We start from the raw sequence: 13702 nt of genomic DNA, 5'->3' as shown, positions 1-13702 counted from the left end.
GGGGGGTGAGTGGCTGGAGTTTTTGGAGTGTTGGAGGAAGCGCATTAGGGCTTTTTTGGCAACAAAAAATAAACGTAATTAATTTCTTGTTAAAGAAAAAATAATTAAATAATTTGATGACTTATAATGAATTACGAATTTTATTAATTATGGCGCGAATTCAGCCTACTCCTTCAACAATAAAAAAACTCTTTGCGTTATCAGGGAATGAATGCTCATCTCCTAACTGCCGAAACAGATTAATTGAAGATGACGTAATTCTTGGAGAAGTATGTCATATAGAGGCAGCTGAGAAAGGAGGTCCAAGATATGATAAAAGGTCAGATGATAACTACCGAAGGAGTTTCGAAAATTTAATTCTTTTATGCGAGTCTTGTCATAAAAAAATCGATTCTGATGTAGTTAAATACTCCACAGCCTTAATTACAGATTGGAAAGAAAAGCATAATAAAGGACAATCTTCTTTTGAAGTCTCAAATATTCTTACGGAGGGAATTATTAAAAAGTTTATGAATCAAAGTAATAATAACAACGAATCGGGCACTCAAATAAATAATCAAGCTCTTACCCAGAATATCAAGAAGCAAATAGCTACTCAAAATAATTATTTTGGGTCATCAGAAGGGGAAATGGGAATTGAAGGCAATTACAGACCGGTGAACAAAGACTTGAAAAAGAAGATTGACGTACTTAGAGAAGATGCTTCACCTCCCAAAAAAGATGTAATAGATTTTCGAAATAATCTTACTAAGAAAGAAGAAAGTGATATATACGAACTTCCATTTAAAGAGTTGAAGTTCAGAAAGAAAAATGGACGTATTAAAGCGGAAGTAGAAAGTTATGAAAAACAATTTGGTGAAATCAATGAGATTAGTGAAGAAGGACAGGAAGTTTTAAGAGGCTTTCTTAAAGAAAGTGATCCTGAAAAAAAAGAAGTTCTGAAACAGCAAATTAGAAAGAAGGGACAAAGAGAACCTGCGATAATCACATGTGATGGTTTTTTAATAAACGGTAATCGTAGGAAAATGGTCTTTGAAGAACTTTATGAAAAATCTCATCAGAGCCCACAATTTCTCAATATGAGGGTGGTTATTCTTCCAGAAAACGTAACTGAATATGATATTAAACGACTGGAAAACAGTTACCAACTTCAAGATGAGGGAAAATCTGAATACCATGGCCTTAATAGAGCTTTAACAATTAGAGATAATATTAATGAAGGATACACTTTGGAAGCACAAATTTTAGATGATCCGCAATATGCGGATAAAAAAGGGAAAGAATTACAAGCCGCAAAACGAGAATTTAAGAAGAAATTTTTACTTCCTTTAGAAAGAGTTGACCAATATTTAAAAACATTTAATAGGGAAGGACTGTACAATACTATTTCAGAAGGAACTGGGGATAAAGAAGGAAGGTGGCAAGCATTTATAGATTATAGTTCATTCTATCAAGGTACTTTAAAGAACCCATCAAAACTTCGAGAACTTGGGGTTCAAAATGGGGAAGAAGGGTTAATAGAAAATGCTATTTTTAAAATCATTCGTAAAAGAAACCTTAATTCAAAAGAATTAGAAAGGGCATTGGGTAAAGTGCACTCATTTGTTCGTGGTGGGAATTTGAAAAAATACATTGAAAATCCAACTGCAAAAAAACATTTGATAGCAATAGCAAAAGAAGTAGATGAGGACATTCCAGAGAAAGAAAAGAAGGACAAAGAAGGCAATCGATACAAAGAGAGAGAAATAGATGAAAAATGGGGCAATAAGTATAAAAACGAGATACTGGGAAATCTAATGCAGGCATATAAAGCTGTAAATAATAAAATTGAAAGAGATAAACCCGTAGACCTATTGAATGACGCCTTAAAAAAACTTAATCACGACAATCTAAAAATAGAGAACATGGGTACTGAACATTATAATAAAGCTTTGAGCCTCACAAAAAAAATAATGGCTAAGGCAGAGAGCATATACAATGAAGTGGACCATGCCAGAGGTGAATTAAAAAGACTTTCAAGAAAGGGTAAAAGCATTTGAAAATATCAGTCCAAGAAAATAAAATTATAATAGATTCTTCTAACTATAATTTTAAGAAGTATCAAATTTCTCAACTAGGTTTTTTCGGTTATAAAAGTATCGAAGAATGTTTTTTTTCAAACTCTCTTAACGTTAAATCTGATATATTGAAAATTTTAGGATATCTAGATAACGAGAATATTAGTTATGAAATTGATGAATCTGTAAAACTAATATTAGAGCAAATCAGCCTAAATGAAGCGGAAAAAAAGAGAAATTCAGCAATTGCTTTAAATATTAAAAGTGGAATATTAAATGAAGACTCCTTTACAAGCTTCAAAGACTTTTTAGATGAATTACCTAGAAAGCTGAAACCACATCAAGTGAAATCAGCTTTTCATTTGTATTCTTTAAAGAATGGCGCAAATTTTTCTGTACCTGGTAGTGGAAAAACATCAGTTGTTATATCGGTTTATGAAAAACTGAGATTAGAAGGTCAATGTAACGTAATGTTTGTGGTAGGGCCGCCACCGTGTTTTCAACCTTGGCAAAATGAATTTAAAGAAACCTTGGGTAGGCTCGTAAAAACGACAATTCTCTCTGGAGGGAATAAGAATCTAAGAAAGGAGGAATACTATAAATCTAGCGACTCAATTGATGAGCTTTATTTAAGTACTTTTCAAACTTTAATGAATGATCATGAGGAGGTAATAAAATTAATTGGGCAAAAAGAAGTCAATTGCTATTTTGTTGTAGATGAAGCTCATTATATGAAGCAAATCAATGGGTCATGGGCAAGTTCGTTACTTCAAATATCAAAATATGCGAAATTCAGATGTGTCCTAACAGGAACCCCTATACCTAAAAGTTATTCTGATGTCTTTAACTTATTCGATTTTTTATGGGTCAATAACTCGCCATTGACTGAAAGTGATAAAATTGCAGTTTTACTGGCTGAAAAAAATGGAAAGAATGAAGAAGTTAAAGAGATTTTGGATAAAAAAATAGGTCCACTTTTTTATAGAGTAAGAAAAAAGGATTTAGGTTTAAAACCACCTATCTTCCATAAGCCTTTATTGATACCTATGAACCCTTTGGAGAAAAGGATCTATAATCTTATTAAGTCAAAAATTCATGAACTTTCAAAGGATGATTTTATAAACAATGAACAAATTCTATCAAAACTATGGAAAGGTCGTATGATAAGGATGAGACAGGCAACGTCATACCCCAAACTTCTTTTAAAATCTCTGGAGGATTACAGTGAGGATTTATTAGACGAAAATGTTAATATAGCTAACATAATTAGAGCTTATGATGATTTGGAAACTCCTGGTAAATTGGAGTATTTAACTGAAAAAGTAAAAAATCTAAATAATCAAAATAAAAAAGTCCTTATTTGGTCAAATTTCATTGGGACTCTTGAACTCTTGAAATCACATTTCATAAAAGAAAACCTTCATTCTGAATTAATTTATGGAAAAACTCCTGTGAAGAAAAATGGCATTTTTGAAGTTTTGGAAGAGAAAACTAGAGAGGAGATACGAGATGAGTTTGTTGACCCAGAAAGTGGACTAGATATATTAATTGCTAATCCAGCGGCTTGTGCAGAATCTATTTCATTACATAAAACTTGTTTTCATGCTTTTTATTACGATTTGTCATATAATTGTGCCCAATATCTGCAATCGCTAGACAGAATTCATCGCGTAGGTGGTTCTGAATTCAATACTGCTAATTATTATTTTCTTCAATATGAGAATTCGATAGATCAAGATATAAAGGAGAATTTGGAATACAAGGCTCAAAAAATGTATAATATTGTAGAACAGGATTATGCAATATATAATCTTGATATGTTTGAGGAAAATAATGAAGATGATTTAGCAGCTTACAAAAGAATTTTTAAAAATTAAAAATTGATTAAGAAAAATAAACCAGAATATAAAAAGGTTCATCCACCATTTGGATACTTTGGGTCGAAAACCAAATTGGCTATAGAACTTTGCCAAAATCTACCACCTCACAATTGTTGGGTTGATGCTTTTTGTGGTTCATCCGCTGTTACTTTGGCGAAACCTCCAGTTCCAATAGAAGTAATAAATGATATAGATGGAGAGATTGTTAATGTGTTTCGACAACTGCGAAATAATTCGGAGGTGTTGCGAAAACAAATTGAAATGACACCTTATGCCGAAGAAGAATTGGTTGAAGCCAGGAGTCAGGTTGATGGCTTGACCGATTTGGAAAAAGCAAGAAGATTTTTGGTAAAATCTATGTTGGCCATAAATGGATCTTTTGGAGAGGCAAAAGGGGGGTTCTCTTATTCTGATTCATATTCTAGGAATGGAATAGAAGCGCGAGTTAATAGATGGAATAATTTACCTGACAGATTAGAAAAGGTTGTTAGTAGACTTAAAAATGTAAGGATTGAAAATAAAGATGCCAAGAAACTAATTGAACGATTTGCCGATAGACCCGCTACACTAATTTATTTAGATCCACCTTATTTGGGAAAAAGAACAAATGGATATGAAAATGAAGCTAATGATCATGACTTCCATTTAGACCTTTTAAACTCAATTTCGAACTCAAATGCAATGATTTTCTTAAGTGGTTACCATAATGAATTGTATGATGATTTACTTACGGAGCAAAGAGGATGGTCTAGAAAGGAGATTGAAACCACAACACAGGGCTCCAATGGTTCTAAAAAGCAAAGAACTGAGGTCTTATGGATGAATGCAAATTTTACCGAGACCCTGAACTCAGGAAGACTCCCGATAGAATTGGACGAAAAAGAAATAAAAAACAAAAAATTGAATCCCAAAAGATAATTGAGCAACTTTATAAATGATGAAAGGTAGAATGATTAATGAGATTTTACAATTAGGTGCGGCTCATGCTCTCTATTTTCATCAAGGAAACTGGTATCATCATTTAAAACGGTTTCCTGGGGTTTTGATAGATTCTGGAGGGTATCTCTGGTTTGAGACTAAAGAAAAATTTGCAAATTCTAAGGATATAAAGATTAAAGAAAGAGTTAATATCTACGGGGGTATTTCATCAAAAAAAGGATATATAAAATTTTCGGCAGAACAGTTACTTAAAATAGAAGAGGAGATTTGTTCAACTGATGAGGAAGTAGCTTTGAGGAAATTAAGAACTACTAATTTGGTATTAAGAAATATAGGTTTAGCTCAAAAACTTAAGGAGACATATAATTACAGGTGTCAGATTTGTGGAAATCAAATCCCAATAGGCACAAATAATTATTATGCAGAGGTTCATCATATAAAACCACTTGGAAAACCTCACAATGGCCCAGATGTTTTAGAAAATATGATTTGTGTTTGTCCCAATTGTCATGTACTATTAGATTATAATGCAATTTTTCTAAGTCAACATTCCATTCTCTCTAAACATAAAATAAAAAAAGAATTTGTGGATTATCACAATTCTCAATTGAAGGCAAAAAAAACTTGAGGTTTGTATCTTAAAGTCATCTATATCTCCCCAATCACCTTTAAACTCAAACCCGTAGCTTTTTTAATAATTTCATCGTCAACACCTTGAGCCTTTAACTTCTTGGCAATATCCAAAGCCTTTTCTTTTTCGGCCCGCTTTTTCTCGGTTTCAATCTTAAATTGTTCCAATTCCTGCTTTTCGGGTCCCATAATTTCAAAAAGGCCACTTTTTTGCAGTTCGTCCATTACGCCTTGGTCGGCAAAACTGGTGTAGTGGGTCTCGGTGATCACCAAATGGTCCAGCACTTCCACTTTTATGAGTTTCCCCACTTTTAGCATGTGGTCGGTAAAGGTAATATCGGCATCGGTAACCTCATGGGTGCCGCTGGGGTGGTTGTGCACCAAGATCAGTTTACTGGCCAGTTTGTAGATCGCCATGCGGAACACATCGGGCGGGTCGGCATTTACGCGATTACTTGCACCCAGACGTATAAGCTCCACAAACAGTATTTTGTTGTTGTGGTTGAGCCCCACCACCCAAAAATGCTCTTGGTTGCGGCGTATCTTGTTTTCGCGCAGCAATACCTGTTGCATGATCGCATATATGTCCGCAGAGTTGAGCACTTTTATCTTTTGTTCTTTGGTAAGCCGTACGTTCATGGTAGGTGTTTATAATTTTGGGTCTGGGAAAGGTAGTCCATGCTTTTGAGAAAAACAAAAATGCGATTTGGGCATAAAAAAACCGCCCCAAACGTTGTTCGCAGGGGCGGTCTTGGCTTTTTCAGGAGAAATCTATCTACTGCACAATGCTGTTCAGTTTTTGTACCTGCGCATCAAAAGCTTTTAGGGTGGTGGCCAATACCCCAATTTGTTCCTGTGCTTCTTTCCATTCCTTCTGTTCAATGGCCTCGCGCACGCCTGGAAGTGTTTTTACCCCATAGCCTGTGTAAAATCCAGGGGCATAGATCTGGTGCTTGAACCAGTCCCTGCGGGGAAGACCTTTATCCTGCAACAATATTTGCTCCATTCCCATCAACTCTTGGTTCAGTTGTGCCTTTTTGGCCGGGGACAGCGCCAACGCATCTGCCTTGGAAAAGGATTCGATACTTTTCTTTAATTCCGCTACCACATTTTGGATAGGAGAGAAGTCCAAATAAGGTACTTCGCCCTCCATTTTTGCGGGAGCTATTGGTTTTTTCGGGTCCATCACCAATCCGTAGGTATCCGCTTTTACCAATTTGTTGTGTTTTTCCACATCGGAACGCATGGTTTCCAAAGTTTTCATTACCTCGCCCAAATACGTTTCGATAGTGCTGTGCCATTGCGTGAGTTCAAACGGCAAAACTTCGGCATTTGCCAAACGTAAAGAGATACGTCCAGCCGTATTTGCCAAGGCAACACCATATTGGAATCCGGGATCTTTAAAACGGGTGTAGTGGGTGTAGGTATCGTAAATGGTGTGATATTCACCGCCAGAACCTTCACCACCGTAGCCCAAGTTCAACGAGGCGATACCGGTATGCTGGATAAACGGCGTATAATCCGAACCTGAACCTAATGCGGACAGTTTAAACGAGTTGTCCCCACCCCGCATTACATTGGCCGCTTTGCGACGCTCCGCCACGGAAACTCCTTTTTGTGGATCGGTCACTGCATTGGCCACTTGGCTCACCATGGCCTCCAAAGAGTGGGAACCTCCGGCACCCAAATACCCACGGCTGTTTCCATCGGTATTGATGTAGGCCACGGCCTTTTCTTTCAATTCGGGAATGTGGTCCTCCACCCATTCGGTGGAACCTATCAATCCGGGTTCTTCGGCATCCCAAGCACAGTACACCAAGGTACGTTTGGGTTTGTTGCCTTCCTTGGCCAATTTAGCCACTACGCGGGCTTCTTCCATCAAGGCTACCATACCGCTCACAGGGTCACTGGCACCGTGTACCCAAGCATCGTGGTGGTTTCCACGAATCACCCACTCGTCCGGGAACTCAACACCTTCCAACGTAGCGATCAGGTTGTGGGCAGGTTTCAATTGCCAGTCAAACTCCAATTTTAAGTGCACTTTGGCAGGTCCAGGGCCAATATGATAGGTAATCGGCAATCCACCTCTCCAGTTGGATGGTGCAACAGGGCCTTCCAAAGCAGCCAACAACGGCTGTGCATCCTCGTAGGAAATGGGCAATACCGGAATTTTAGTGATTGTTGGTGCATCTTCACGGTTCAAACGCTTTGCATCTTTGGTAGCGGCATAGCCAGGGGTTAGCACATCACCGGGATATAACGGCATGTCCATTACGGAACCACGCTGTACGCCGGTTTTGTTCTTGTACGGACCTTTGGGGTACACATCGCCTTGGTAATAGCCATCATCCATCGGGTCGGAGTATATAATACAACCAATGGCTCCTTTTTCAGCGGCCAATTTTGGTTTAATACCCCGCCAAGAACCTTGGTATTTGGCAATCACGATCTTTCCTTTAACGTCGATGCCCAATTTTTCTAGCTCTTCGTAATCGCTGGGGATTCCGTAGTTCACGAAGACCAAATCGGCCTCAACATCACCGTCGGTGGAGAAGGCATTGTAGCTGGGCAACAATTTATCGCCCTGTGCCGTGTAGGGGTCGCCCTCAACGGCAATGGCTTCAAGGGAAGCGGTGTACTTGGTCGGTGCGGTCAATTCCAGCACGCGGACTTTCGGATAAGGGAAAAGCACATGGTAGGTGTCGATCTTGGTTTTGTAGCCCCAAGATTTGAACTGTTTTTCCATCCATTTTACGTTCTTTTCACCGTATTCGGTACCTACCCAGTGCGGTTCTGCCGCCATGAGTTTCATCCATTCGTCCAAATTGTCGGAAGAAAGTTGTTTTTCAAATTCAGCTTCGAGCTGGGTCTGTGCTTCCGAAGCTTTTTCTCCGAACCCAATGATCTTGTCCTGGGCCGAGACACTGACTACTCCTAAAAGTAGGAGTAGGGGAAGTAATTTATTTTTCATTGTTTTGAATTAGCTCCCTAAATTTAAGGGATTGTTTAAAGGTAATGAAGTAAAAAGGGTAGAAGTGATACCACATTTTCAAAGAATTTACATTTTCTTTGAAAGGAACCCTCAAAAATAAATATCATGAACCCAAAAGTTGATTTCTTTTTTGAAAAGCCATCCCAATGGCAAAATGCATTCAGGGAATTACGAAGAATTGCGTTCGACACGGGTTTGACCGAAGAGCTTAAATGGGGCAAGCCCTGCTATACCTTAAATGGCAACAATATTTTTTTGATGCATGGTTTTAAGGAATATTGTGCTTTGCTTTTTCATAAAGGTGTTTTGTTGAAAGACACAGAACATATTTTGGTGCAGCAGACCGAGAATGTACAGTCAGCACGCCAGATTAGATTTACTGATCTTGAAGAAATTATAGATCAAGAAAAAATTCTGAAAACTTATATCTATGAAGCTATTGAAGTGGAAAAAGCAGGTTTGGAAGTAAAACTAAAAAAGACCTCCGAGTTTGATATGCCCGATGAGCTTCAGAAGAAAATGGATTCGGATACAGAGTTCAAATCAGCATTTAAGGCATTGACACCTGGTCGACAACGCGGGTATATGCTCCATATTTCCCAAGCCAAACAATCCAAGACCAGAATAGCCAGAATTGAAAAATCAATTCCCAAAATTTTTGAGGGTAAAGGGTATAACGAACAGTAGTTTTAAAATAAATCCTTGTAGCAATGCGTAGAATTGTTCCCAACATCCATTCCAATGACCTCGAAGCAAGCAAATTGTTTTATATGGATTTCCTAGGGATGGAATTGGTGATGGATATTGGATGGGTCATAACATTTGCCTCCAAAGAAAACCCAACGGCGCAAATCAATATCTTTAAGAATGATAAGCCTATAGTTGATGAATCCTTTATATCCATCGAGGTGTCCAACGTAGACCAATTGTACGAGCAGGCCCAAGAAAATGAATTCGGTATAGTTTACGAATTAAGGGAAGAAAGTTGGGGTGTGCGCCGATTCTTTGTAAAAGACCCCAACGGGGCCACAATTAATCTTTTGACACACCTATGAATCCCGAAGTTGACTCGTATTTACAAGAAGGTTGTGGAAGATGCTCCTTGGGTGGCACGCCACAGTGCAAAGTACATAACTGGCAGCAAGAACTCAAATATCTCAGACAGCTTGTTTTGAGCTGTGGATTAACGGAGGAATTGAAATGGAGCGTGCCCTGTTACACCCATAATGGCCATGTGATAGTAATGGTGGCAGCCTTTAAAGAAAATGCAACCCTTAGTTTTTTCAAAGGAGCACTCTTAAAGGATGAAAATAGAATTTTGAAAAAACCGGGAAAAAATTCTCAAGCAGGCAGGGTAATCCGGTTTACTAATATTGAGGAGATAATTGCATTGGAGGATGTGTTGAAAACATACATTTTTGAAGCACTGGAAGTTGATGAACAGGGCAAAAAAGTGACTTATAAAAATATTAGGGATTATGAGGTGCCCGAAGAATTCCAAGAACGTTTGGATGCCGATGCAGATTTGAAAGAAGCATTCGAAGCATTGACTCCCGGCAGGCAAAAAGGGTATTTGCTCTATTTTGCCGGGGCCAAACAATCGAAGACCCGTGTATCGCGTGTGGAGAAGTATATACCCAAGATATTGAAAGGACTCGGTTTTCACGACTAACAAACAATGAACCATGTCAATGTTCAATCAACCAATAACCAAAAACCAACCCATATGTCACAACGTAGAAAATTTTTAAAACAAGGCACGGCAGCCATGATGTCGTTACCTTTTATTTCTTTCGACCCTAAAAAAGATTGGTCCATCGCAGAATTGAAAACCAATGCTCCAAAAGATGAGGCGTATTGGCAAATGGTGAGGAAACAGTTTCCGCTCAAAGAAGGCCAAACCTATTTTAACAATGGAACCATGGGGCCTACGCCTGGTTATGTGCTCGATAAAATGTTCGACCATATGATGCATTGGAACGTGGAAGCCGCTACCGTGGATTATAAAAATGGTTCGGGACCGGAGTTGTTGACCGGTTATTTTCCGTATGAAGAGCTTCGCACCAAATTGGGCAAGATCATCAATTGCGATTTTAAGGAAATCTCCCTGACACAAAATGCCACGTTTGGCATGAACTACGTTGGCATGGGACTCAACCTAAAAAAAGGGGACGAACTGATCAATACCAATCAAGAACACGGCGGTGGTTTTGGCGCTTGGCAATTGTTGGCAAAACGTAAGGGATGCGTGTACAAACAGGCCACCATGCCAGAACCTGCCAACGACCCGCAGGAAATCATGGATGCCATTTTTAAGGAGGTCACCCCAAAGACGAAGGTGATTGCAGTACCGCATATAATTTCAGGTTTTGGAACGGTAATGCCCGTTAAGGAAATCTGTGCCGAAGCCAAAAAACGTGGTATTTTCACGGTTTTGGACGGAGCGCAATGTGTTGGGCAGGTTCCAGTGGATGTTAAGGACATTGGTTGCGATGCGTATTATTCCAGTTTGCACAAATGGTTGTTGGCTCCCTCGGGAAGTGGGTTGTTGTACATCAACAAAGATGTGGTAAGCGACATCTGGACCACCATTGCAAGCTATAATTGGGACAACCAAGACGATCACGGTTTCCGTTTGATGCAGAACGGAACGGGAAATGCAGGACTAATGGCCGGGTATGAAGCTGCGGTGGATTTTTTCAATACGATCGGCCATGATATATGGTTGGGCCGGGTAAAGGAATTGGGCAAATACTTGCGTGACGGGCTCAAGGAAATGGACCATGTAACATTCTATTCGTCCACCAATGAGGATATGGCGGCAGGAATCACCACCTACGGGGTTACAGGCATGAGTGGCCCTGACCTGCAAAAATATATGTGGGATAAGGAACGTTTGCAGCCCCGTTCGGTGGGCAACGAAATGATACGGCATTCCGTACATATTTATAATTCCAAAGAAGAAATCGATAGGGCTTTTCAGTTGGTTGAGGGATTGGGGTAAGAGAGCTAATACTGCTTTTGCTATGGATGTTTGCCCTCCTTTAATTTATGATTTTTTTAAAGAATCAACTTACAAGCACGCTCTAATATTAGGTATCTTGTAGCAAATAAACCAACTGTATGAAATACTTAATAACAATGGCCCTCGCGGGCATGCTGTTGCTATCTTGTCAACAGGAAAGAAAGCAAGAAGAAGAACCTGCCAAAATTGCCTTTACGGGAATTACCGAATCCATTAAACCTGGGGACAACTTTTTTAACCATGTAAACAAATCTTGGTACGATACCGTCCAGATTGCAGACGACCAAGTAGGTGTGGGGTCTTACAGCTTTCTCAATATTCCACAGCGCCAATTGCTTCAGGATATTTTGGAAGAAGTTTCATCCTCCGAGTATGAAAAAGGCACCGTAGAACAAAAAGTGGGAGATTTCTTTGCATCGGGAATGGACACGGCCACCCTTAACCAACGTGGATATGAACCCATAAAGCCTATTTTGGAAGAAATCGATGCCATTTCCAACAAAAAGGAATTGATCAATTTTGTCACTGAACAAATTTCCAAAGGAAATAACTCCATTATGGGGCTGCGCGTGGCACCAGATAACAAAAACAGTCAGATCAATATTTTACATGCCGGCCAATCAGGACTGGGACTGCCGGACAGGGATTATTATTTTAAGACGGATGAATCAACAGTTGGCATTCAGGAGGCCTACAAAACTTATTTGGCAACCTTGTTCGATTTAACGGATATTGAAGATGGTGCCGAAAAGGCAGAAACGGTGTACGATATAGAAAAACAACTGGCGGAATCGCATAAGACCCGTATTGAAAGAAGAGACCCACAGACCAACTATCACAAATTGGCGGTTTCTGCTATTACTGCATCAAATCCTAACATTGATTGGGCATCTATGTTATCAAAATTGGAGCTGGAAGCAGATTCCATCAATGTGAGACAGCCCGAGTATTACGATAAATTGAACAGTATGTTGGGCAGTGTTTCTGTGAATGATTGGAAAACCTATCTAAAGGCACATACCCTGGACAATTACTCCAGATTTTTAAGCATACCTTTTGAGGATGCCCTATTTGAATACAACAAAATTTTGTTGGGGCAGTCCGAACAACAACCAAGAGCACAGATCATGGCCCAACAGGTAGATAGGAACCTAGGCTTTGCCTTGGGGCAATTGTACGTGAAACGCTATTTTGATGAAGCTGCGAAGCAACGGGTATTTGATTTGGTGAACAATCTTCAGAAAGCCTTTGAGAACAGAATGTCCGAGTTGGATTGGATGAGTGATAGCACTAAGACCAAGGCCAAGGAAAAATTGTATGCCATCACCAAGAAAATTGCATATCCAGATGTTTGGCGCGAGTATGATGTGGAAATTGCAAGAGACCAATACTTTGAAAATGTGGTAGCCCTACAGGAAAATAATTACGAGTATAACGTACAATATTTGAACAAGCCCCCGAATAAAGATGCTTGGGGCACAACCCCATCAACTGTAACTGCGTATTACAATGCTTCCTTAAATGAGATTGTTTTCCCAGCGGGGATTCTGCAGTTCCCTTATTTTGATATGGCCGCTGATGATGCGGTTAATTATGGCGGAATCGGAATGGTCATCGGTCACGAGCTTACCCATGCGTTCGATGATAATGGTTCGCAATACGATGGCGAAGGAAACCTGAAAAACTGGTGGACCAAATCAGATTTGGAAAAATTCAAGGGCAAGACCCAACAATTAATAGATAGATATAGCTCGTTTACCGTGTTGGATACCGTGCACTTGAAAGGTGCCATGACCATTGGTGAGAACACGGCAGACAACGGTGGAATTTCAATTGCGTATGATGCCTTTAAAATGACGGAACAAGGGCAGGATACTGTTAAAATTGGCGGATATACCCCGGACCAGCGGTTCTTTATGTCCATTGCCCGTATTTGGCGCGTAAAAGTACGTGATGAGTTTATGAGGAACTATGTGAATACCAATTCTCACTCTCCTGCTATTTGGAGGGTAAACGGTCCTTTAATGAATTTTACCCCGTTCTATGAGGCCTTTGAAGTGAAGGAGGGCGAAGAAAACTATAAACCAGAAGAGGAAAGAATAAAGATTTGGTAAGAACTCGTATCTTGGTTAAAACATTAAAGCGCACCCAATGGTGCGTTTTTTTAATTTAGGTATAG

The 13702-nt window shown here is 39.4% G+C and carries 11 protein-coding genes; 9 read left to right on the top strand and 2 right to left on the bottom strand.

The window, feature by feature from the left end; translation table 11 throughout:
• The first annotated feature begins 149 nt into the window (after window positions 1-149).
• Genes GUA46_RS07965 through GUA46_RS07950 form a run of 4 tightly spaced genes read left to right on the top strand, consistent with a single transcriptional unit; the run spans window position 150 to window position 5504 of the window.
• A complete protein-coding gene (locus GUA46_RS07965) occupies window positions 150-2039 on the top strand; it encodes a ParB N-terminal domain-containing protein (RefSeq protein WP_176620041.1) in 1890 nt (629 codons plus the stop codon).
• On the top strand, window positions 2036-3934 hold the full coding sequence (locus GUA46_RS07960) for an SNF2-related protein (protein WP_176620040.1): 1899 nt from the start codon (window positions 2036-2038) through the stop codon (window positions 3932-3934). Before GUA46_RS07965 ends, GUA46_RS07960 begins: the two co-directional genes overlap by 4 nt.
• Window positions 3935-3937: 3 nt before the next feature.
• Entirely contained in the window at window positions 3938-4855 is a 918-nt protein-coding gene (locus GUA46_RS07955; protein ID WP_176620039.1) for a DNA adenine methylase, read from the top strand.
• 16 nt (window positions 4856-4871) lie between these two features.
• On the top strand, window positions 4872-5504 hold the full coding sequence (locus tag GUA46_RS07950) for an HNH endonuclease (RefSeq protein WP_176620038.1): 633 nt from the start codon (window positions 4872-4874) through the stop codon (window positions 5502-5504).
• A 20-nt stretch (window positions 5505-5524) separates the two neighbouring features.
• Here the strand turns inward: GUA46_RS07950 and GUA46_RS07945 are convergent, their stop codons facing one another.
• Both GUA46_RS07945 and GUA46_RS07940 read right to left on the bottom strand, forming a co-directional pair.
• On the bottom strand, window positions 5525-6145 hold the full coding sequence (locus tag GUA46_RS07945; protein WP_176620037.1) for a JAB domain-containing protein: 621 nt from the start codon (window positions 6143-6145) through the stop codon (window positions 5525-5527).
• A gap of 136 nt (window positions 6146-6281) precedes the next feature.
• Complete coding sequence (locus GUA46_RS07940; RefSeq protein ID WP_176620036.1) at window positions 6282-8477, bottom strand: transferrin receptor-like dimerization domain-containing protein; 2196 nt, start codon at window positions 8475-8477, stop codon at window positions 6282-6284.
• A gap of 126 nt (window positions 8478-8603) precedes the next feature.
• Here GUA46_RS07940 and GUA46_RS07935 point away from each other — a divergent pair, with 126 nt between their 5' ends.
• From GUA46_RS07935 to GUA46_RS07915, 5 genes are all read left to right on the top strand, one after another.
• A complete protein-coding gene (locus GUA46_RS07935; protein WP_176620035.1) occupies window positions 8604-9185 on the top strand; it encodes a YdeI/OmpD-associated family protein in 582 nt (193 codons plus the stop codon).
• Window positions 9186-9208: 23 nt separating this feature from the next.
• Window positions 9209-9553, top strand: a complete 345-nt coding sequence (locus tag GUA46_RS07930) for a VOC family protein (RefSeq protein WP_176620034.1) — start codon at window positions 9209-9211, stop codon at window positions 9551-9553.
• Complete coding sequence (locus GUA46_RS07925; protein WP_176620033.1) at window positions 9550-10170, top strand: YdeI/OmpD-associated family protein; 621 nt, start codon at window positions 9550-9552, stop codon at window positions 10168-10170. The genes GUA46_RS07930 and GUA46_RS07925 overlap by 4 nt, the downstream gene beginning before the upstream one ends.
• A 54-nt stretch (window positions 10171-10224) precedes the next feature.
• On the top strand, window positions 10225-11502 hold the full coding sequence (locus GUA46_RS07920; RefSeq protein WP_176620032.1) for an aminotransferase class V-fold PLP-dependent enzyme: 1278 nt from the start codon (window positions 10225-10227) through the stop codon (window positions 11500-11502).
• Between the two features lie 119 nt (window positions 11503-11621).
• Window positions 11622-13637: a M13 family metallopeptidase gene (locus tag GUA46_RS07915; RefSeq protein ID WP_176620031.1), complete on the top strand. Its 2016-nt coding sequence runs from the start codon at window positions 11622-11624 to the stop codon at window positions 13635-13637.
• The last annotated feature ends 65 nt before the right edge of the window (window positions 13638-13702 follow it).

Source organism: Flagellimonas chongwuensis, from assembly GCF_013376415.1.
GTDB classification, from domain to species: domain Bacteria; phylum Bacteroidota; class Bacteroidia; order Flavobacteriales; family Flavobacteriaceae; genus Flagellimonas; species Flagellimonas chongwuensis.
Note: the sequence above shows the minus strand (reverse complement) of the source record. Positions and strands in the feature narration are given on the sequence as shown.